This window comes from Hymenobacter sp. GOD-10R, assembly GCF_035609205.1.
In the GTDB taxonomy this organism is placed as follows: domain Bacteria; phylum Bacteroidota; class Bacteroidia; order Cytophagales; family Hymenobacteraceae; genus Hymenobacter.
Genome location: NZ_CP141184.1, coordinates 704748 through 726654 on the forward strand (window position 1 = coordinate 704748; position 21907 = coordinate 726654).

The window sequence follows — 21907 nt, forward strand, 5'->3', positions numbered from 1 at the left end:
GAAGGCCGCAGAGCGCCCGCGCCTCAAAAGTAAAACGAGTAACTGAGTAGCGGAGCAACTAAGCCAAATTTATTGAACATCCTGGCTTAAGTGCTCCGCTATTATTTACTGCGGCTTATTGCGACAAGCTATAACGCAACTGAATACCGCCTTCCGTTGCCGTGTTCTTAAACGAATTGCTCACCCTAGGTTCCGACACTGTGCGTGTGAAATAGAATTGCAAGTTCAGACGCTGATTGAGTGTATAGTCAATCGTGGGGCGAAGCTGCACCTGTCGATTGCCGTTGGTAGTTTGGCTTACGGCTCGGCCAGTGCTGGCTTCGATTCCGCTAGCAGCAGCTTCATCAGGGTTCACTACATCTTCGATGGACCGCTGAATGGTGGTGTTGTCGCGAATAGATAGATCTAAACGGGCGTTCAGTTCATTTCGTAGCACTCGTTGCTCCCCATTAACCTTGAAAGGCAGCTTGAGGCGGTTGGTTACGAAGCCAAGGCCGATAACCATTTCTGTAGTGTAAAGCTCCGTTACCTGGGCGTTGGTGGTGTTCAAGCCAATGTTGCGTGCGGTACGGTATTCCACACGTCCCGTTAGCTTGTCCACTGTGGTGAAGTTCAGACCAATAAGTGGAGCTAACTGCTCCGAAATGGTTACCTGACCAAGCACGTAGTAGGGGATAAACTGGTTGTTAATGTTTGTAATGTCGCCTACGAACTGATTATTGCCAGTAACCACATTGAAGCTATTCAACTCATAGCCATACTGCGTAGCAGTGGTGTAGCTTGTGATATTGTAAACGGAAGAGTAAGCATGGTTAAGCGTGATCGTGCGAAAGTAACGTTTGATAAAGGGTATCTCGGCCAAACCATTATAGTCGATACGCCAGTTAGGGAGTGGAAGGGTTGCAAATGGTTGAAAGCGCTTGGCTTTGTAGCCATCCGATGATTTGCCCTTATAGGCATCTAAAAAGGCTGGAATGAGTACGTCTTGGGAGTTGTAGCCATATCTACCACTTTTAAGCTCAAGCAAGTTTGTGGTAGGGTTGCGTACCTCCACCCCTCCATTTTCTACCGATACCGGATTAGCAGCTGCTAATTTCTCACGCACAACACCGCGGTTTAGAATGAACCGGTTGAATGCTTTCGAAATATTTCCATTAGCGCTTCGGTCACCAAACAGAGTTTGAATAGTGATGATGGAAGTGCTAAATGACCCATTGCCGAGCGCCTGAGTATTTTGAATTCTTCTATCACTATAAGGTAACAATGTCGTCGTATCGACCTCTAGGCGGTAATACCGCTCCCGGTTGCGGGCTAGCTGCCGACGTGCGTCAATCTGGATGTTAAAGTCACGGAAGGGCTCCAGCGCGGTGCGTAAGGTAAGGTTCTCGGTTAGCAGTGAGCTGAGCGGTGTATTCAATAGGTCGCTGCGTTGCGTGTACCAGCCATTGCGGGCAGCGCGTTCGTACAGGCTATTTAAGTCATACTGCTGACCTAAGATAAATGGCACGCCTGGTGCATCCCAATCACTATTGAGACCAAAGAAGCGGGTACTAGGCAAGTAGCCGGGCAGCAGTGTACCATTGCTACGCGCGTAAGTGAAGTTGATAGAGCGGGCCGTCATCAAAGAACGAAGCACTGCTTTCAACACCCGCAGCTGCGGACCCTTGGTTGTATCTTTTACGACGGGCTCTTTGTTGGCGCCCGTCAACGAGCGCGGCGTAACAGCCCGGTCCTGGCCAGGGCCATCCGCAGCACGGCCAGGTGCCGGTGCATTGTTGATGATGTTGAGGAAACGCACCTTGTTGTAGAGCTTCACCAAATCAATCTTCCCGTTAGCGCTTAGCTCCCCGTTGTTCTGAATAGTGTTACCTAGGTTCAGGCGGGTAGTGGCCGTGTCCTGCTGGCTGATGGGGTTTACGGGCGCACGCAGAGCAGTAGAGGCCGCTTGCCAGCTGTAGTTCGCTTGGTAACGAATATCTGATGATATCCAGTCGGTGAGCGGAAACTTGTCTAGAGGCAGCCGGTACGTGGCGGCAACAGTTTGGTTGAAGTTGGTAGTGCGTCCGCCACGGCGGAATAAATTATCGCGCAGCAGCTGCCGGTTCTGCCGAGAAATAGGGTCATCGCCAAGCGTAGGGCCTACTCCCTCATCTACTACTCCGCGGTTAGTAGCCGTATAGTCCAGAATCAGGCTTTTGGTCAGATCCCACTTCAGGTCGTAAATACGGTTGATGAAGAAGCTCTTTTGGTACACGCCAGCAATGCCATCACTGGTAGGCAACTGGCCTACTTCCCGCACCCGTTGTAGCAGCAACTCGTTGTAGCGGCGGTCGAGGTCGGCGCGGAAAGAGAAGCGGCTAGGTAGGGGTGTGAAATTGATATCCTGGAAAATCTTCAGGTACGGATTGTCCAACAGCTTAGCCTTGGCGAAAGGCGCGTAGTTTTTAGGCGTGGTCTGATACACGTAGGCCAGGGCACCTGTGTACGTTTTGTTGTAGTCGCGGTCAGTATTGATATCAGTGTGAGTGCGCTCCGTAATGGCGTAGCTCACCGCTAGGTTCTCGATATCATAAGGCCTGACTTTTTTGTCTGGATTGGTGCGTTCCTTATGCACGTTCAGCACGCTAAGACTTCGACTGTGGGTCTGCGAAATGACTTCCTTGCGGTACTTAGCCCGATCGGCGGCACTTTCAAACTTTTGCAGCGACTGACTCAGCTTTGTATCTGGGTCGAGCGGGTCGTATTGGGGCGCAGCACTTTCGATGCCTGCTTGCAGCAGCACGGGCACACGCAGACCTAGGCTGACAGGCAGAAACTTGTCAGCGGCAACAGTGGCATTCAAATCGCCGCGGGTGATGCTGCTGGTGGTGCGGTCAATGAGCTTGGACTGCAAAGCACCGAATCCTACCGAGGTGTAGCTGCCGGTGGCGGTGATGTTGGCTACGTCAGCTAGCTTGGTGTTGAAGCGAGCTGTGGCCGCGAAGCCGCCTTCTCGGTCGAAGTCGTACACGCGGAACTCATCGGCCCAAATACACAAGGACTTGGGCGTCTTGTCGTCGGCGGGGTTTTGCACCCCGATCATTGCTCCTTGTACAGCGCTGAAGTCGGGGTTGCCAAGGATCGTAATTTGAGCCGGAACGCCGTTCTGCGCTATGACTGTTTTTACGTAAGGCACCGTGTAAGCAATACCTAAGCGGTTTCGTTCTGCCTTTGCATCAATAAAGTCTTGAAAGCTGATCTGAACTTCGTTCTTTTCAGGCCATATATCCCTTGCGGTGTTCCCAGAACGGGTAATTTCTAATGGAAGCGAATATTCGTAGTAGTTCTGAGTATAGTCAGTGCCAATGCGGACAAAACCTCGTACAGAACCGGGTTCACCGGGAGTTATATTTTGAAGTGATGGGTCCTCCGTCTCGGCATGCAGGAACAAACGTAACTGTTTGTAACGCAGCATATTGATGCTAATGTTCTTGTAAGCTGCTTTACTGAAGCCATCCTGCAACTCGTCCACGCACATGCGCAACGACTGTTCATTCTGCTGACGGCTCGTTGTTGTAGAACCATATTCCCGGTCGCGCTGGATGTTGGGTGGCGATATGTATGGAATAGCGCTAGTGCCTTGCACGTTGGCTAGGCCGTTAGTCTCTAAGCTAACCGTTGAGATGTTGAAGGCACCAGCGTCGTTGGTGGTATTCACATAGGTTTGGCCCGGCTCTCCGATAACTGTTTGGAAACGACGCCACTGGTTGGCTACAAACTGCATTTGCAGCATACGCAGCACTACCGGCTCTCGCCACTGGGTCAAATACATGCGCAGAAAGCGAATAGATTTGAACCCAAAAGATTTTGCGTCGCCAGTGCCCCGGTATCCCGTATATTGGCGAATGGGAATACGGAACTGGTACCAATTTACTGGCTCATTTGAGCCATTAGGGTTGGGGGCTGTTACTTTATCAACAATGTTGTTTTGCCCTACTTCGAGTTGACCTGGTTGAAGCGGAATGCGATACTCATAATATTGCTCAACATCTGAAATAACGTTGTCACGGTTCAGGTCTTCTTTGTCGGGATAGGCGGTAGAACTCTGTTGACTGTTCTCCACTGAGTTGCCTTCCATGCCGTTGTACTGCTTGTAGCGACCTAGAATCTGTGTACTGTTGGTATTGTAGAACCCGTCTAGATGGTGCCGGAAGTCGTCAGCGGAAGGATCTTCAAACTGGCTGTAAGCGCCTTGAAAGAAGCCTTGTTCGTCCGTATTGCCGAGGCCATCTAAGCCAACGTCCTGGCGTGTGCGACCCCCTGGGGCGGTACTGAAAGCGTCTGTTAGGAATTGCTGACGCGACACAACTCCCCAGTCAGTGGGTTGAACTACATCATTCCGGTTAGCTTCCGTGCCATCAGGCAAGCCGTTTTCAAACTCGTGTTGACCGTTGTCCCGTAGTGCGTCTTCTGAAATGGAGCCTAGGTTGAAGTATAGTTCGCCACCAGTTGTATTGTTCGACCCCGCAGTTGGCGAATCGCCAACTACACCGTTAGGACCTGCGATAAACGGGTCCATTAACCAAAACTCTAAGAACTCTACGTTAGCGTTGTCGAAGTCAGTGTCGAAGGTGATTTCTCGGCTAATACCACCGTAATGGTTCACAATGTTATTACCATCGTCTATGCGCTGTCCGTCAGTGCTTACCCGCGGATTATAGTTGTAAGGTCCCCGTTCTCCTGGAAAGTAAGCTAGGTCCAGCGGATACTCATACCCGTTGCCAGTTGCGCCGACGTCGCGGTTCGGGAACACTTCCGTGCGCAGAATACCACGGGTATAGTGGTTTTTATTAGCTGAGTAAGGAGTGATGCCAGCAGGCTTACTGGGTCCATTCGTGTAGTACGTCTGGTCGATGGTGTACCAGGCAAGTTTAGCGCGGTTGTAGGCAACGGCAAGGCCGGTAGCGCTGCCCACGAGCGGGGAAGGCGTAGCAGCTAAGCGCCAAGCCGTGGCTACGTTGGTACCACCTAGGGTATACGGCGTGCTAGCATTCTCAAAGTCGTCGATGTACGACACGCCATTCTCGCCCCGGCCTAGCTTGGTTTTGCCGGGCACAAATTGCGCAAATTCACCACTGAATGCTACCGAAGAAGGCTCCTTGGTCGAGATAAACGGTAAGGCATCGAGATACTTCGTGAGAGCCCGCGACTCACGCCGCATGTTCACATCGAGACCGTACATGGTGTTGTTGCCCGGTTCGTCGCCTATGTTGACGCGGTTGATACCTGGGGCCTGATTTTCGGTCAGGTGCAATACCGTCGCACCGAAGTTCACATCTTGGTTGAGACGATAATCGAAGCGGGCACCGACTAGCTTGCGCGGCTGCACCTGCACCACGGCATTTTTCTCGAACGTGATGTTCAGTGCATTGGCCGAGTTTAGGTAGCTAGGATTGAGAATCTTGACCTTCGCCTGATCGTAAAATACTTGATAATCAACGCCTTCTTGCAACAACGTGCTGCCCGACATAACCCGTACCGAGCCTTGAGCTACGCCAATGCCTGGTAAGTTGATTTCGTCAGTAGAAGTAGCCTGAAAACGTCCCCGCAGCACGAACTTGTCTTTCACCTGCACTTGTTGTGCGTCGGTCTGCGTTTGGTTGTAAAGCTCCGAGTAAACGTATTTGCCGATCAGAGCTCTCTCCGCGGTTGCGTTGGCGCCCGTTGTGTCAAACTGAGCCCGTAAGTAGCTGCCAAAGGGCTGCACGTTGGGGAAGATGATGCGACCTAGCTCAGGATCGATAGTGATACCAGACAAGAAGTCAAAGTTACCGTCGGAGTTCCGGTCGTTGTTGGGGTTTACGTTGTCGAGGTTAAGAACTTGAACGAGTGGAATATTAGCAATGCGTTCGCCTTCCTTGAGCGAGATTAGATCGACGCCCGTTTGGTCATCCTTATAGACGATGTTGAGGCGGAAGTTATCCCGGTTGAGCTGGTTTGCATTCAGAGAATAAATGTTCTTCATCAGCAGATCCCACGTTGGTAGGTTGCCTGTTGCCAGGTTCGGGTTCTGCTGAATAGAAGCCACTGCTGGTGATGAGTTCCGGTCGACCAATCCTACGCCAGGCTTTGTTCCCTTCAGCATTTTTAAGAAGATCACCTCATCTTGGCCTACGTTGGCGTAATCGTCGGTAAGCTCCCCTACTTTGTAGGTTTGGCCATTGTAGAGGTATTCAAAAGATACCCCTAGTACCTGCTCGGGCTGTAGCTGCGTGTTCAGCGAGAGGTAGCCTAATTGCGCGTTGAAGGTGTACTCATTTGAGGCTAGCTTACGCGCCCGCACTCGCTCAAAGTCAATACTTTTAGTGAGCTGCAAGCCAGGAGTGGTTTGCAGATAGGTATCAACCGAAAGGTTTCCGCGCGCTGTAGCACCTCCTCGTGTAACGCTCGAAAACTCCAAGTTGGCGTTGTTGGAAGTAGCCGTGCTAGCCGAAGTACCACCACCTTTGAGGAACTGCGCCCGATACACTTTGCTTGGCTCAGCCAAGTCCATGAGCGTAACCACGTTACGCAGGTTGTCGGTGGTGCGGTTGTCGTTCGTGACGTACACCTCCAAGCGGCGGATCTCGATGCCGCTCTGCACCGTGGGCAAGTTGCGCAAAGTGGCGTCGTATCGGTCACGAAAGAACTGCGACAGGAAGAAGTGGCGGTTGTTTTCGTAGGCGCTGGCTTTCACCTCAAAGGTGCGGCTCTGCGCGCCATTCTGTACCGTTACGGCGTCGGCCTGACCGCGCAACGTAGAGGCTACCGTCGTGACGGCCAAGCGGCCGAACTGTAGCTGTGCCTTGGCGCCAAATAGGTTCTGGCCGCCTTGGATTAGAGAGTTATTGAGCGGCAAGCTGACGTTGCCTAGCTCGATCTTGCGGATAATATCGGTGTCGAAGCCCGTGTAATCGAGCTTCATATTGTTCTCAAAGTCGAACGCGGCCTTGGTATCGTAGTTGAACGTGATCCGCATTTTCTCCCCGATCTGGCCGGTGAGATTGAGGTTCATGTTCTGGTCGTACTGAAAGTCGCCTACCTTCTGCTGGCGTAGAGTCAGCGTCGGGTTGTAGTTGCGGTTGAAGCGGGCGCCCATACGCAACGTCACCGAGCCCTGCGGACGAATATCTACGTAGCTGCCGCCGAAGATGCGGTCGGCCATAGGGCCTAGGTATATCTTCGGGATGAGGCGTTTGGCCGTAGCGGGGCTTTGGGTCTCGCCCGCTACGCCGCCTTCCGACTTTTCGCGGAAGTACGTCCGGATAGCTTGTTGCTGTTGCCAACGCGCATATTCCTCAGCAGACATTAGGCTAGGATTTCGATAGTCGATTTCTGAACCTATTTTCTCCTGAATGTCGTAGAACTGTAAACTGTCGTCGGGAGTCACCTCGAGCTTCACGTTGGAAGGCAACGGCAGGATCAGGGGCGAGCGACGACGTTGGGGCGAAAAGGGCGTACCGATTCGGTCCTGCGGCCCTACTTTGGGCCGACGACTCGGGCGGTAGCGACTAGTGTCGCCGGGCGCAGTGCGAGGGGTATCCGACGCCAGCGCCAGTTGGTTGTTTGTTTTAGGAAGCCAGGCCCATAATTGGCGCAACGCAAACGGGTTATTTCCCGTAGGTTCAGCCTGGGACCACCACGCAGCCAGCAACGACACAACAACAACTGGAACGGCGAGAGATTTCTTACCGGTATTCAAGAGCTAAGAAACGGGCGGTAGCCGGGTAGATTTCTAATTAGATTTCAGCGCAAATTTGATGAGGGCCTCCACGGTCAAGTCATTGCCGTGACGACTTTGGATAGTGTCTAGAGTTTTCTCGGCCGCAGCGCGTGCAAACCCTAGGGTAACTAAAGCGGCTAACGCTTCAGCGCGGTTGGTATTGTGCGCACGGGCCAACGGCACCGTGTCGACCCCGGCTTTCGCTAATAATTCATCTTTTCGTAATCGGTCGCGTAGCTCCAATATCACGCGCTGTGCTGTTTTCGGCCCAACGCCCTTGATGCTCTGAATAGCGCGTACGTCTTCCTGTACAATGGCTTGCCGGATTTCGCCCACCGACATAGACGAAACCATCACGATGCCAGTGCCGGGGCCAATACCCGAAACTGAAATCAGGAGCATGAACAAAGCGCGCTCATTCGGGTCCAAAAACCCGTAGAGGGTGTGAGCGTCTTCCTTGATGTGCTGGTACGTGTAGAGCTTAATCCGTTCTTCCTCAGCAGGTAGCTTCGAGTAAGTAGCCAGCGAAATCTTGATTTCGTAGCCAATGCCGTTGACGTCTAGTATAGCTTGCGCGGGATCTTTGTAAGCCAGTTTGCCGTCGATATATGCAATCATAGAGGGGATTTCAAAAGCAATATAAAGTGGTGAACTCAGCCGGGGCAGGTAGGCTTCCACAGCTGAGTTCATCAACACTTCATAAAACTAATGAAATCGGAGTAGCACGCCAAAAAAGCGTCCGTTATAGTTCAACTAGGTTAAGTTATAACAGATGGGCTGTGGCTTGCGAATTTGCACAGTGTGGTGCAGTTGTTTTCCGTCTGCTCTAGTGACTAGCTAGGTACAGTCGTTACAAACAAGAGGGTATGTTGCTACAGACCCTTGCCACCGCGGTGAGCGTCAACCACTGCAATAGCCGCCATATTCACGATTTCGCGCACGGAAGCACCTAGCTGCAGAATGTGAACGGGCTTACGCATTCCCATTAGTACGGGCCCAATTACCTCGGCGCCGCCAATCTCTTGGAGCACTTTATAGGCAATGTTGCCCGAAATAACGTTCGGGAAGATGAGCGTATTGGCGCCACCTTTTTGAGCTAGCTCGCTGAAGGGATATTGTTCTTGCAGGAGTTGCGGATTCAGGGCGGTGTTGGCCTGCATCTCACCATCCAGAATCAGGTCGGGGTAGCGCTGCTTAGCTAGCTCCGTGGCACGGCGCGCCTTGTCGGGGAGGTCGCCGGGGTTAGAGCCGAAGTTGGAATAGCTCAGCACTGCAATCCTAGGTTCAGCATCGAAGAAGCGCACGGCCCGGGCCGTTAGGCCAATAATATCTACCATCTGCTCGGCCGTGGGGTCGATATTCACGGTAGTGTCCGAGAAGAAGAATGGGCCTTTCTTGTGCTGGATGATATACATACCGGCTACTCGCTTCACACCATCTTCCACACCAATTACTTGTAGGGAAGGCAAAATCGACTTGCCGTAGTCTTTGGTCAGACCAGTAATAAAAGCATCGGCCTCACCGGTTTCCAGCATCATCGAACCATAGTAGTTCCGCTCACGCAACAAGCGGCGGCCTTCGTACAGCGTGATGCCGCGGCGCTGCCGCTTTTGGTAGAGTAGTTCTGCATACTCGGCACGTTTGGCGTCTTCCTGCAGAATGTCGATGATCTGGCAGCCTTCCAGGTCGAGATTATTAGCCTGAGCAATCTGCCGGATCTTATCGTGGTTGCCTAGTAGAATCGGATAGGCAATATTCTCATCCCGTAGAGTTTGCGCAGCCTTAAGGATCTTGTAATTGTCGGCTTCGGCAAATACGATTCGTTTTGGGTTCGCTTTCGCCGCCGAGATGATACGGTTCATCAGCTTCTGGTTGGCACCTAAGCGTCCACGCAACTCATCCTCATACGCTGCCCAGTCGGTAATGGGCTGCCGAGCTACACCACTCTCCATAGCAGCCTTGGCCACCGCCGGTGAAATAGTGGTGATCAGGCGCGGGTCGAGAGGTTTGGGGATAAGATATGTGCGACCGAAGGTGAGAGTGGTGTCACTATAAGCCTGATTTACCATCTCGGGCACTACATCCTTCGCTAGCTCCGCCAACGCATGCACCGCGGCAAGCTTCATGGCCTCGTTTATTTCGGTGGCGCGTACGTCGAGTGCTCCCCGGAAGATGTAGGGAAAACCGAGCACGTTGTTCACCTGGTTCGGGTGGTCGGAGCGACCCGTAGCCATAATAATGTCGTGGCGCGTCGAGATGGCTAGGTCATAGTCAATCTCTGGGTTTGGGTTGGCCAGGGCAAACACAATCGGGTTGGGTGCCATAGCCAGCAGCAGTTCGGCTGGCAGCACATTGGCCGCCGACAAGCCTAGGAACACATCAGCACCTTCCATCGCTTCTGCTAACGTGCTGATCGGACGCGTAGTGGCAAACCTCAACTGCATGTCCGCCAAATCAGTGCGCGCCGGAGTGATGATGCCATCCTTATCAAAGACCACCACATTTTCCAGCTTCACACCTAGCTCTAAATACAAACGCAAGCAGGATACGGCCGCAGCACCAGCACCGCTCACCACTAGCTTTACTTTGTCAATCTGCTTGCCTACCACTTCCAGCGCGTTCAGCAACGCCGCTGAGGTGATGATGGCCGTACCGTGCTGGTCGTCGTGCATGAGCGGAATGTTCATCTGCTCGCGCAGGGCCGTCTCAATGCGGAAGCACTCGGGTGCCTTGATATCTTCTAGGTTGATGCCGCCGAAAGTGGGCTCCAGCGCCTTCACAATGCGGATAAACTCATCCGGATCGGTCGCATCAATCTCGATGTCGAAGCAGTCGATGCCCGCAAATTTCTTGAATAGAACGCCTTTGCCCTCCATCACCGGTTTTGAGGCTTCTGGCCCAATGTTACCTAGGCCCAGCACCGCCGTGCCATTACTGATCACGCCTACTAAGTTGCCCTTAGCAGTATACTTATATACATCAGCCGGATTGGCCGCAATTGCTTTACAAGGTTCGGCTACGCCTGGCGAGTAAGCTAGGGCTAGGTCCGATTGGGTACTAACGGGCTTGGTGGGCACTACCTCAATCTTACCGGCTGGGCCTTGGGCGTGGTAGTTGAGGGCGTCTTGCTTGTTAATCTTGGACATGGGAAAAGGTAGAGGCAAGGGGTGGAGAAATTTGCATCCAATAGGCAAGTTGGCAATTTTGAGCGGAATGGAAGGCTCGGGCAACCAACTTAGCTATAAAAAAGCCCTGAGCTACTGGGTAGCTCAGGGCAAGGAAAATAACTATGTGTCAAAGGTTTGTCTAGTACACCAGTGTCGTTGGGAAGTCAGTTCAACCTGAACGGTACTTTTATAGCCTAACGCTACATGGATAACCTAGCTTTGCTCCAGCACCAACTTCTGCCCAGGCTTCACTTCATCCGATTTTAAATGGTTAAGCTTGCGAAGTTGCTCTACCGTAACGCCATGATAGCGCCGTGAAATATTGTAAAGCGTATCGCCCGGTTGTACTAAGTGTATTTTGGGTAATGGTGCAGTAGCTGGTTTTGTTGAAGCTTTAGCAGTAGCGCGAGCGGGTGCCGCCGGTAAGTTTGTGTTGCTAGCTACTACTGGCTCTGGGAGAGATTCCTCTTCCTCTGAGCCGTAGAACACTAGTTTTTGACCTATACTTAGGTTTGCCGACCGAAGATGGTTTAAGGCCATGAGTTGGGAAGCGGTCATGCCGTGTGCACGAGCTATCTTGTCTAGGTTGTCGCCACGTTGCACACTGTAAGTAGTTAGTGCGCTATCGGTGGAAAGGCTAGCTGCTGTTTCCAGTAGCGCTGGAGTCGACGTTGGCTCTTTGGCCACTCGGGCTATCGGAGCCGATTTGACTGGCGCTGGAACGGTCTTCGCCACGGCGTCAGAGTCCTTCTGAGCAGCGACTGCTACGGCAGGCTCCCGGATGCTCTTACGTGTTGCCACAGCTTCTTTACCTCCAAATAGGGGTAAGGTAGTTGGGATAGCTAGCTTTCTAATAGCTATTGACGTTGATGCAGAAGCCGAAGGTTGCTCAGTGGGCAGATAAACAACTAATTGCTGCTTTAGTGTTAAAGCACGACCTCGGCGCAAATTGTTCCAGCGAGCGATTTGTGTCGAGGTTACGTTGTACTGCTCTGCTACAGAAGCTAGGTTCTCGCCACGGCGCACGGAATGGCGCACGCGGCGGTAGCGTACATCGGCTTGTGGTGCTGTAGCCGCCAGCATGGGCTGGGTAGCTGTTGCATCGAGCAAGCTAGGAAAGCGGGGCATAAGCAATGCCGGAGGCGGAACCGTTACTTTGCAGAAGTCGAGCAACGTAGTACGGTCAACTGCGGCTAGCTCTGGCCGGATGCATGCCGGGACTGTAAGCCTATAGTTACGCAAAGTCTCAGGCAAGTAGGCCTTTTTGATTTCCGGGTTATGGCGCGCAATCTCCGTCGAATCCAACCCGAACTGTGCTGAGAACTTACGCAAATCCAGCGACCGACCTGAAATAATAAGGGTGTCTGTTGGTTCAGGATAGAGGTAATGCAACGAGTCAGAATGTAAGCCGTGTTCGTGGGCATACTTCAGCGTGTAAAGGGCGGCTGTGAAGGTTGGAACGTAGTTGCGCGTTTCTTTGGGCAAGTAGGGGTAAATAGCCCAGAAGTTCCGCTGTCCGCCCGCCCGGCGAATGGCCTTCATGATGTTGCCCGAGCCGTAGTTGTAAGCGGAAAGAGCTAGCTCCCAATCACCGAACATGCGATATAGGTCGCGAAGGAATCGGCAAGCGGCCTCCGTCGATTTCTCCGGATTCATGCGCTCATCAATGTAGTCGTTGCGCACGAGCCGAAAATCATTGGCAGTTGGTCCCATAAACTGCCACAACCCTACCGCTCCCACACGCGAGCGTGCTTGTGGCACTAGGGCTGACTCCACTACCGCCAGATACTTCAGGTCTTTCGGGAGGTTGTATTTCGCTAAGTATTTCTCAAAAAGCGGGAAATACAAATTTTCGCGCTCTAGAATCCGCTGCGTATAAGCCCGATTGTTTATCGTGAAGTAGTTCACGAAGCTCATCACCGTGTTATTAAACAGGTGCGGTACGTCAGTTTCGAGGCAGCCAATGCGGTCAGCCACCAAATCGCGCATAGTAGGAGGGGTGCGCAGCCAAGCAAGCTGCACCGAGTCGATGACGACGGGTGCAGCTACTAGCGAATCAGGCAGCACGAGCTGCACTGAGTCAGTTCGTTCATAACCTAGGTTTTGTTCGGGTACGATTTGCGCCACCGTCGGCGAGGCAAAAGCGAGCAGTAACAGAAGCCCGGCAATGGTACGAACCAACACGTTTTTCATCAGGGCAAAGCAGGGGTGAGCGACTCCGTAACCAGTTTTGAGAAGGCCAGCAGGTGTTCTTCCCGGAACGCACCGCTGAGAATCTGCAAGCCAATCGGCATACCTTCTGAATCGGTGCCTGATGGCACCGAAATAGCGGGTACCCCGGCCAACGATGCCTGCACCGTGAAAATATCAGCTAGGTACATCGCCAAAGTGTCTTGCTCCACATCGCCGATGTGGAAAGCAGTAGTAGGCGTAGTCGGAAGCACCAAGAAGTCGTACTGCCGCAGGAGCTCGTCGGTTTTCTCCTTGATCAACCGGCGTACCCGTTGTGCCTTGGTGTAATAGGCATCGTAGTAATCTGCCGACAACACAAAAGTGCCAAGCAGAATACGGCGCTGCACTTCTGGCCCAAAACCTTGCGAGCGAGTCTTCTTATAAAGTGACTCCAAGTCGGTAGCGTCAGGAGCTCGGTAGCCGTACTTCACGCCATCAAAACGGCTCAGGTTAGAGCTAGCTTCAGCTGTGGTTAAGATATAATAAGACGGTACGATGTAGTCAAGGTAAGGGAAATCTACTGCCTCGACTACGTGGCCTTGACCACGTAGCACATCGAGTGCTTCTTCCGTCGCCGCTTTAATTTCGGGGTTCAGGCCCGGGCGCTCCAAGCAGTCGCGAATATAACCGATACGGTAGTGAGGCGCCGGGGTAAGAAGCTCGCTATAAGCAGGCACTGGCTCCTTGCTTACGGTGCTGTCGAATTCATCAGGGCCAGCCATTACCTCCAGCAGCAACGCCGCGTCCTCAACAGAGCGAGTTAAAGTGCCTATCTGGTCAAACGAGGAAGCGTACGCAATCAAACCGTAGCGTGAAATGCGTGAATACGTGGGCTTGAAACCTACAATACCACAAAAAGCCGCTGGCTGGCGTACTGAACCGCCCGTGTCAGAGCCAATGGAAGCTAAGCAGAGGTCAGCTTGTACAGCCACTGCCGAGCCACCCGAAGAGCCACCCGATACCCGAGTAGGATCAAGCGCATTGCGCACCGGTCCGAAATAGGAAGTTTCGTTGGAGGCACCCATGGCAAACTCGTCGCAGTTCTGCCGGCCAATGAAAATAGCGTCCTCATCGAGCAAGCGCTGTACAGCCGTCCCGGTGAACAAGGACTTGAAGCCATCCAGGATATGGCTACTCGATTGCAAAGCGTGGTCTTTGTAAGCTAATACATCCTTCAAGCCCACAACCATACCTGCTAGCTTCCCTGCTGTACCAGCAGCTAGCTTCGCGTCGACGGCATCAGCTTGGGCACGTGCTTCGTCAGGCCATACCTCCAGGAAAGCATTCAAATTGCTTTCCCGCTGGATGTTATCTAGATAATACTCCACGAGCTGACGACAGGTGGTAGTGCCTGCCGTCAGCTCGTTTCGAACTTCGGTAAGAGAGTTAAACCGTCTCAAATCACAAGGTTAGTTGGTGGTCTGATCAAGGCGGGACCGCTCAGAAGTTTGCGGTGTAATACCACCATCCATGGGCGGCGCTACGGTTGGCTCGGGGCCAACATAAGGCTGCGGTTCGGTGGGGGTACCCGGATACACAGGTTGTGCAGGCTGCTGGTAGCTAGGGGCGTTGTAATGCTGCTGCGTTGGCTGACCTGCGTTTTCAATTTCGCTACGAATCTCACGCGAAGCGTCTTTGAACTCGCGGATACCTTTACCAAGGCCACGAGCTAGCTCCGGAATTTTGTTGGCACCAAAGAAAATCAGGATAACGACTAAGATCAACATCAGTTCGCTACCGCCGATGTCACCTAAAAAAAGCAAAAGGGAAGTGTTCATGGCTTTAATTATCGACGTGGTTGGGTGGGATCATTTGGGTTAACAGGCCGGTCGCGAAACTCAGGCTTTTCTTCTTTGGAAGCATCTTTAAACTCGCGGATGCCTTGTCCCATGCCTCGAAACAGATCAGGAATGCGTTTTGCGCCAAACAGTAAGATGATAGCGACAACGATCAGCAGAATCTCTGTTGTGCCAAAGTTGCCGATCAGGAAAAGCGAAGCGAGTGTCATAACGATGTGGCCTGAAGCCGAGTTAGAGGTGGTGAGCTAGCTATACGCAGTGCAGCCTATTTCAGGATTGGTAAAAGTACCGCTTAATTTTTAAAGGCGCCGCAGAAACCCCAATCTTTTCAGCATCAGCTACTATATTCAATCTAGATCTTGTCCAGTTGCGTACGCACCTTCAGTACTGATTAATTTAAAACTAAGTTCATCGAAGCAGAAGAGTATTTCGCCGAAAATCGTACTAGATACCTAGCGCAGAAGCCGTATTTTGTATCCTTGTAAGTGCATGTTGTGCATTTATTGCGATTCTGCCACTACCTGCAGTCGTGTCCGCCCTTTCCAACCCTTGTTCTAATGCCGTCGAAATCAAATTCTGCTTCTGAAATCACTCGACCTTTGCTTTCCGCATTGCGTTCTGTAAACGAAGCAGAACGCCTCGAAGTGTTACGTAATTACCAAATTCTTGACAGCCCTCCCGAGAAGGTGTTTGATGATTTGGTTCGTTTGGCTGCTTACATCTGTGGTACGCCCGTTTCACTGGTTTCACTCATCGACGCCGACAGGCAATGGTTTAAGGCACAAATTGGATTTGAAGGAATTCAAAGTACCAGCCGAGATAAAGCTTTTTGTCAGTATGCAATGCTGGCTGATGATGTGTTTGAGGTAGAAGACACAACTAAAGATCCGCTCTTCAAGAGCAATCCTTTCGTTACGGATTCGGCAAGTGGAATTCGGTTTTATGTCGGAGCGCCCCTCATAACTCCTGAAGGCCAACCTCTTGGTACCATTTGCGCACTCGATACAGTACCGCGCCGACTGAGTGATGAGCAGCGCGAGGCCATGCGTATTCTGGCCCGGGAGGTCGTTGCGCATCTAGAATTACGTCGAGCGCGCCTGCAGCTAGAGCAGGAGCAGCAAAAGCTTGATGGCCTACTCCGCATGGCCAACGACGCTGCCGAATCTATGTATTTGGTTAGCCGAGCCGAAATATTTATCAAGCAGGAGCAGAAGCTACTGCGCCTCAAAACGGCAGACATTCGCTATGTAGAGGCTCTCGGTGATTACGTAAACATTTACACGGGCCGCGAGCGTTTTACAGTATATAGCACCATGAAGGAGTTGGAAACAAAGTTGCCTGCGCGCGACTTTGCTAGGGTGCATCGTAAGTATATCGTTCGACTCGACCGCATTGTGTCCATCGAAGCAGATGCCGCGCTAGTCGATACAGGCCGAGGCACGGAAGCCAATAACTTGATGCCTGTTCCGATCGGAAATTCTTATAAAAGTAGCTTGTTGAACCGGCTCAATTTGCTCTAACTTCTGCAACTGAGCCAACTAACGCTTTGCCAACAGGCAAAATGGCGCAGCTAGTCGAGAAAAAATGCCATTTGGCCGAATAGCTGTGTGCAAAAGGCAAGGCTTTGTCTATATTTCGGAATGTTAGCGGGAGGGCTTTTCAGCTCAGCAGGCGTTATCGCCTCATTGCTGATGTCCGAGAGGACCGTCTGTTAGCTAAGTTTGTTTTCATAGCTTGGAAAGGCACCGTACGTTGTACGGTGTTTTTTTATTTCAAGCTGTTTGCTTTGGCACTGCACAGCTGTAGTGAACTACTATAAAGGGCAGTGAACCTGTTACTTGTGGCCAAGCCATCTCTCAGGGTTGAGGTTGGCACTGTTGCGCCATACCTGAAACTGGAGCTCTGATGTTCCCTCCGTATTGGTGTACACAGTACCTATCTGCTGGCGCATGTGCACTTGCTCTCCTTCGCTAACACTGACACTACGCAGCTTCGCATAAACAGTGAAATATTCGCCGTGTTGAATCATGACGATGTTGTTCATGCCAGCAATGTTAGCCACTGTGAGCACCTTACCGTTGAAAATAGCGCGTACTGGTTCGCCCGCATTGGTTTGAATGTCAACGCCGCGGTTCTCTACTATAACATGCTTAAGTACCGGGTGTGCATGGCGGCCAAAGTGTTGTGAGATGAAGCCCCGCGCAACGGGCCATAGCAACCGGCCTTGGTTCTCGGCAAACGAAGAAGAGAGAACAGCGGCTTCGGGGGTAAGCGTTACGCGGTCGACACGTTCCGCCGCGGCCACAGCGGCTTCCTCGGCAGCACTGGTGCGACTCGTAGAGCTTGGGCTACGCCGCGTGGCCGTGCTGTTACGAGCCGCTGCCCGAGCAGCTGCGCGAGCCGCCGCGGCGCGAGCGGCACGGGCAATTTCTTCTCGTACACGCTCCGCTATGAGATTATCGAGCCGTACCACTGCCTGCTGGCGTTCCGCTAGCTCGCGTCGTAGTTGTTCTTCTTGTTGACTAAGCTTCGTAACGACCTGGTCTTGCTGCGTTTTGAGGGAGACTAAGTTGCGGTTCTCCGAAAGTTGAGTGCTCAGCAGACTGCTCTTTTCCTGTTTTTTTTCAGTCAGACCTGTGAGTTGCTGGGTCAAGCGCTGCTGGGTGCTGGCAATCTGTGCGGCTTGGGTCCGGCGTACTTCCGAGTACTGGCGCACGTAGCGCAAGCGTTGCATGAACTGGTTGAATGACTCAGCCGCGAACAAGAACATGATGCTGTTGTAGCTATTCGCCGTTTTGGAGGAAGCGTACACCAGCCGGCCGTATTCCTCCTGAAGCTGCTTTAGGCTTTGAGAAGTGTGCTGTACTTGCGTCTCCGTCTGCTGTACATCTGACTCGATGTACTTTAGCTCAGACGAGATGTTACGAATAACGCCTTGCTGAACCGTCAGCTTTTCCTTCAGCGCATTCAGTTGACCTAGGGAGGCTTCTTTTTGGCGCTGCGTTTGGGCTAGAATGCGGCTTGTTTCGTTGATGCGCCGCAACGTTGCTTGTCGTTCCCGCTGTAGCTGAGCTTTGCTCTTCTTCGTGGAGGCGGTTCGCCGACGCTGCTGCGCTAAGGGTGCCGTTGCTTGACTTAGCGCCAGCAACCCCACAACTAGCCAAATACCCCAAACGTTACTTCTTCCGCGCATAACCAGAAGGCACGGAGAAAGGAAACGCAAGGCGTTCTTTGTCTACGTCCACGTTGCGGTAGTTAATAGTTGCTGAGGAGGTAGGCCCTTGTGCTTGTTGAATTTGGAGCACTACGTTGTAAGCAAACAGTTGATTAGCAGGCGCCACAGCACGAAAGTCGCTAAAGTCAACTGTCACATTATTTTGACTTTGCGAATCTTTCACGTTGAGCTTTTGCACCTTCTGCTGACCTAGATTGATGAGCTGCTCGACTAGCAAACTTGCCTGTTGGAACTGCACACGCTGTGTGGTACCTTCCGTTGTAACCTCCGGGGTAGAGCCAGTAGGAGCGAGTAAGTAGTTACCTAGCAAAATGGCTTGCACCTGGTCGAAGGTAACAGGCACATTTAACCGCTGGCTGAGGTAGGCAAAATCGCCTGCGTAGTACTCCCGTTGCAGTTTGTTAAGAACCCGCACAGAGTCGCGAGTGATGTAGGCACGCGCTCCTTCAAAACCAGCTACCGAAACCGAGAGCCAAATAATACTGTCTTTGCGCACTCGCAGCGTCAGGTTGGCTGTCGGAAGCTTATTGCCTTCTTGTTCAATTTGTGCTTTCCCCTTGGCTGATAAGTAGCGGAAATCTACGCTGGACGCCCGGGCAACATCTGCTACTGGAGCTGGTGTGGTGCTAGGGTTCTTCGAAGCCGTTGGAACGGTCTTACGAGCGCAGCTTCCTAGTAAAAAGGCTGCTAGGAACAACACCAGCGGGAAGCATCTATTCATATAGCTTTTTCTCTTTAATTTTGCGGTCAACAAAGGGCGATGCCCCTCCGATGACCTTGGCGCGCTGCCATTGTGCCAGCGCTTTTTCTTGGTCGCCCAACTGATAAAGTACGTCGCCATAGTGCTCGAAAATAGTAGCGTCTTTCGACGTCTTCAGCGCTTTTTCTAAGCTTTGGCGGGCACCAGCATAATCCTTTTGCTTGTAGAGTACCCACGCGTACGTATCCAGGTAGGTGTCGTTGTCCGGGAACTGCTTCACAAGCTTAGCTGCCATTTCTTTCGCCTTATCCAGCTTCTCGCCTCGCAACGACAGAAAATAACTGTAGTTGTTCAGTGCCTGGGCATTGTTGGCGTCGAAAGCTAGGGCTGCATCATATGCGGCATCCGATTTGGGATTATCCTTGAGCTCGTGGTATGCATCGCCAAGCTGCGTATCAAATTGCGCCAGTAGCTCGGGGTTATCGGTGGCGAGTTTGCGGCCGTATTCCAGTGACTTTACGCCTTTAGCTGGCTGCTTATTCAGCAAGTGAGCTACGCCATTGTAAAACCACAGGGAAGCTTGGTTAGGGAAAAGCTCCAAAGCCCGTTCGGAGTGCCGCAGTAAAGAGTCCGTCTGGTTTAGCTCGGCGTCGATTAGTACGACTTGCTGCCACAGCTGGAACTTAGAGTTGTCGAGCTGGATAGCTTTTAGGTACGTATCGCGGGCATCTTTTTTATGCTCCGTAATCGTCTGAATGTCGCCGGCCACGGCGTAGGCTTTCGCTTCCTTTGGGTGCGTACGGGTAGTGATGGCTGCTAGGTCGAGGGCCGTTTGCTCGAGTTTTGGGTTAGGTAGCTGCCGGATATAATCGACTAGAATCCGCACCTTGTCATCAATATCGAGGGCAGGGCTCTCGAAAGCCTGTTTAATCTGCTTCTCCGATTCGGGCGTGTTGCCCTGTTGCCGATACACATCCGCCAAAATCATGCGGGCCTGCGGATTATCTGGATCCTGCTTCAGGGCTTGTTGGGCAACTCGAATAGCGTCGGGAAAGCGGTTGTTAGACGCATATAGCTCGGCCTGAGCAATTACGTAGCGAATCTCTTCCGGATTGGTGGTAATGAGCGTTTCGCCTTCTTTAAGTGCCTTGTCGAGATTGTTTTGCTTTAGGTAAATCTGCTGCTTCTTAAACGAAACTTCATCCATTGGGCCAAACTGTTTTTCGGCTTGGTCGAAAGTAGCTAGGGCCTCGTTCAGCTTGCCCTGCGCCATGTACAGATCAGCTAGGTTGAACAAATAATAGCCCGAGTTCGGTACGTCGTGGATGAGGCTGGTATAAACCTTCGTCGCTTGATCGAACTGTTTCTGATTTGTGTAAATCTGCGCTAGCAGCAGATAGTAGTAAGCGTTTTTGGAATCGAGCTTTACGGCCGCATTCGCAAAGTTGGTTGCGTCCTTGTAGTTGCCGCTCAGCAGATTGGTTTCAGCAATCTTATAATTGATGGCTGCATTGTTGGGGTTGAGCGCGTAGGCTTTTAGCAACCGCTCCAAGGCTTTGTTGTAGTCCTCTAAGAGCAGAAACTTCACCCCATCTACGAAGAAGGACTCGCTGATTTCGCGATCCTTCTCCGAAAGAGGTTGAGCTTGTTGCTTTGCCGATTCTATCGTGGCCCGGCGCGCTAGCTCCTTTCGCTCTTTACGACTGAGCTTGTGTGGTTTGGCCGTAGCCGCGTCCGGGCTCGAGCTAGCCTGTTGTGCGTAGCCTTCATGAGCCAGCAGCAGGCCAAGAAAAAGTAAAAGCGAAAGTGAAAAACGACTCATGGACGCAAGAGCGCGGACTGTCGTCCGCTATTCGGATAAAGGAGTTAAGCCAGCTACGTAAATAGGCAAACAAATGTCCGCGCTCCTGATAACGTCACAAGTAACAAAAATATCACACGCGCAGCGTGTTGTAGTCACCTAGGCTCAGGTCTTTGGGCGTGCTAGCTACCGTAGCGAAGTTACCAATCATTGAGTTAGTTACAGTAGTGTGTGCGACAGTAGCTGATTGTTGTACGATAGAGTTCGACACCACCGAGCCACGAACGTTTGCTTGGTTGCCGAGTGATACGTGTGGGCCGACTACCGAATCGGTGATGATTACGCCTTCACCTACATACACGGGGGGAATGAGGACGCTATTGGTCACTTTGGCCGAGTCAGATACCAAGTTCTCGCCGCGCTCCTGTAAGTACTCTAGGTAGCGCTGATTGGTGTATACGGTTGCGTCTTTGTTGCCGCAGTCGAGCCACTCCGTCACGCGGCCAGGCACGAACGTAGTGCCTTTATTTTTCATGTTTTCCAGAGCATTGGTGAGCTGGTACTCGCCTTTGTCTTTGATGTCGTTGTCGAGCAGGAACTGAAGCTCGTCGCGCAGGTAAGCGCCGTCCTGGAAGTAGTAGATGCCGATAATAGCTAGGTCGGATACAAACTCCTCGGGTTTCTCCACGAAGTCTGTGATTTCGCCGTTTTCATTCAGCTTTACTACGCCAAAAGGTTTCGGGTCATCTACGCGCTGCACCCAGATAGTGCCGGCTGCTGAGCTATCCAGCGTAAAGTCAGCCTTGAAGAGGGTATCAGCGAAAGCCACTACCAAGGGGCCGCTCAGTGAATCTTTGGCCGCCAAAATAGCGTGAGCAGTACCTAGGGGCTCGTCTTGGTAGTAGATAGATCCTTTGGCGCCTACTGATTCGGCAATCTTCACGAGGCTTTTCTCCACGGTTTCGCCGAAACGACCAATGATGAAGGCTACCTCATCAACTGGTTCACCACACACCTTCGCAATATCCTCCACCAAGCGTTGCACGATCGGCTTGCCCGCAATTGGAATAAGTGGTTTGGGAACCGTGAGGGTGTGCGGACGCATGCGTTTGCCCATGCCGGCCATCGGGACGATGATTTTCATAGTCTTAAAGGTGATAATAGAGAAATGAGAGGTGAGTTTTGTTGGGGGTAGGTAAGAAAGGAAATTATGACAAAGAAGTGAAACGCGA

At 52.1% G+C, this 21907-nt stretch carries 12 protein-coding genes; 1 reads left to right on the forward strand and 11 read right to left on the reverse strand.

Features of this window, described 5'->3' with window-relative positions:
- Positions 1-115 precede the first annotated feature (115 nt).
- The 7 genes from sprA to SD425_RS02980 all read right to left on the reverse strand — a co-directional run bounded on the left by sprA (position 116) and on the right by SD425_RS02980 (position 15148).
- A complete protein-coding gene (gene sprA / locus SD425_RS02950) occupies positions 116-7720 on the reverse strand; it encodes a cell surface protein SprA (RefSeq protein ID WP_324675239.1) in 7605 nt (2534 codons plus the stop codon).
- Between the two features lie 33 nt (positions 7721-7753).
- On the reverse strand, positions 7754-8359 hold the full coding sequence (gene ruvA, locus SD425_RS02955) for a Holliday junction branch migration protein RuvA (RefSeq protein ID WP_324675241.1): 606 nt from the start codon (positions 8357-8359) through the stop codon (positions 7754-7756).
- Between the two features lie 254 nt (positions 8360-8613).
- A complete protein-coding gene (locus tag SD425_RS02960) occupies positions 8614-10887 on the reverse strand; it encodes an NADP-dependent malic enzyme (protein WP_324675243.1) in 2274 nt (757 codons plus the stop codon).
- A 234-nt stretch (positions 10888-11121) separates the two neighbouring features.
- Positions 11122-13101 carry a LysM peptidoglycan-binding domain-containing protein gene (locus SD425_RS02965; protein ID WP_324675245.1) on the reverse strand — a complete coding sequence of 660 codons (1980 nt, stop codon included), beginning with the start codon at positions 13099-13101 and terminating at the stop codon, positions 11122-11124.
- On the reverse strand, positions 13101-14540 hold the full coding sequence (gene gatA, locus SD425_RS02970) for an Asp-tRNA(Asn)/Glu-tRNA(Gln) amidotransferase subunit GatA (RefSeq protein WP_324675248.1): 1440 nt from the start codon (positions 14538-14540) through the stop codon (positions 13101-13103). The genes SD425_RS02965 and gatA overlap by 1 nt, the downstream gene beginning before the upstream one ends.
- Positions 14541-14549: 9 nt before the next feature.
- Positions 14550-14918: a twin-arginine translocase TatA/TatE family subunit gene (gene tatA, locus SD425_RS02975; protein ID WP_324675250.1), complete on the reverse strand. Its 369-nt coding sequence runs from the start codon at positions 14916-14918 to the stop codon at positions 14550-14552.
- Positions 14919-14926: 8 nt separating this feature from the next.
- A complete protein-coding gene (locus SD425_RS02980) occupies positions 14927-15148 on the reverse strand; it encodes a twin-arginine translocase TatA/TatE family subunit (protein WP_324675252.1) in 222 nt (73 codons plus the stop codon).
- Between the two features lie 348 nt (positions 15149-15496).
- Between SD425_RS02980 and SD425_RS02985 the strand changes: the two genes are divergently transcribed.
- Entirely contained in the window at positions 15497-16459 is a 963-nt protein-coding gene (locus SD425_RS02985) for a GAF domain-containing DNA-binding protein (RefSeq protein ID WP_324675254.1), read from the forward strand.
- Positions 16460-16773: 314 nt separating this feature from the next.
- Here the strand turns inward: SD425_RS02985 and SD425_RS02990 are convergent, their stop codons facing one another.
- The 4 genes from SD425_RS02990 to SD425_RS03005 all read right to left on the reverse strand — a co-directional run bounded on the left by SD425_RS02990 (position 16774) and on the right by SD425_RS03005 (position 21819).
- Positions 16774-18132 (reverse strand): murein hydrolase activator EnvC family protein, encoded by a 1359-nt coding sequence (locus SD425_RS02990; RefSeq protein ID WP_324675256.1) that lies wholly within the window; start codon positions 18130-18132, stop codon positions 16774-16776.
- Entirely contained in the window at positions 18116-18895 is a 780-nt protein-coding gene (locus SD425_RS02995) for a DUF4292 domain-containing protein (protein WP_324675258.1), read from the reverse strand. Before SD425_RS02995 ends, SD425_RS02990 begins: the two co-directional genes overlap by 17 nt.
- Complete coding sequence (locus SD425_RS03000) at positions 18888-20696, reverse strand: tetratricopeptide repeat protein (RefSeq protein WP_324675260.1); 1809 nt, start codon at positions 20694-20696, stop codon at positions 18888-18890. The genes SD425_RS02995 and SD425_RS03000 overlap by 8 nt, the downstream gene beginning before the upstream one ends.
- 112 nt (positions 20697-20808) lie before the next feature.
- Positions 20809-21819, reverse strand: coding sequence for a sugar phosphate nucleotidyltransferase (locus SD425_RS03005; RefSeq protein ID WP_324675262.1), 1011 nt, complete (start codon positions 21817-21819; stop codon positions 20809-20811).
- Between the last annotated feature and the right edge of the window lie 88 nt (positions 21820-21907).

What these genes read in the sequence shown, in the direction of transcription:
- ruvA (WP_324675241.1), bottom strand. Translation starts at nt 8,359, where the DNA reads ATGATTGCATATATCGACGGCAAACTGGCTTACAAAGATCCCGCGCAA.
- SD425_RS02960 (WP_324675243.1), bottom strand. Translation starts at nt 10,887, where the DNA reads ATGTCCAAGATTAACAAGCAAGACGCCCTCAACTACCACGCCCAAGGC.
- SD425_RS02965 (WP_324675245.1), bottom strand. Translation starts at nt 13,101, where the DNA reads ATGAAAAACGTGTTGGTTCGTACCATTGCCGGGCTTCTGTTACTGCTC.
- SD425_RS02980 (WP_324675252.1), bottom strand. Translation starts at nt 15,148, where the DNA reads ATGACACTCGCTTCGCTTTTCCTGATCGGCAACTTTGGCACAACAGAG.
- SD425_RS02985 (WP_324675254.1), top strand. Translation starts at nt 15,497, where the DNA reads ATGCCGTCGAAATCAAATTCTGCTTCTGAAATCACTCGACCTTTGCTT.
- SD425_RS02990 (WP_324675256.1), bottom strand. Translation starts at nt 18,132, where the DNA reads ATGCGCGGAAGAAGTAACGTTTGGGGTATTTGGCTAGTTGTGGGGTTG.
- SD425_RS02995 (WP_324675258.1), bottom strand. Translation starts at nt 18,895, where the DNA reads ATGAATAGATGCTTCCCGCTGGTGTTGTTCCTAGCAGCCTTTTTACTA.
- tatA (WP_324675250.1), bottom strand. Translation starts at nt 14,918, where the DNA reads ATGAACACTTCCCTTTTGCTTTTTTTAGGTGACATCGGCGGTAGCGAA.
- SD425_RS03000 (WP_324675260.1), bottom strand. Translation starts at nt 20,696, where the DNA reads ATGAGTCGTTTTTCACTTTCGCTTTTACTTTTTCTTGGCCTGCTGCTG.
- SD425_RS03005 (WP_324675262.1), bottom strand. Translation starts at nt 21,819, where the DNA reads ATGAAAATCATCGTCCCGATGGCCGGCATGGGCAAACGCATGCGTCCG.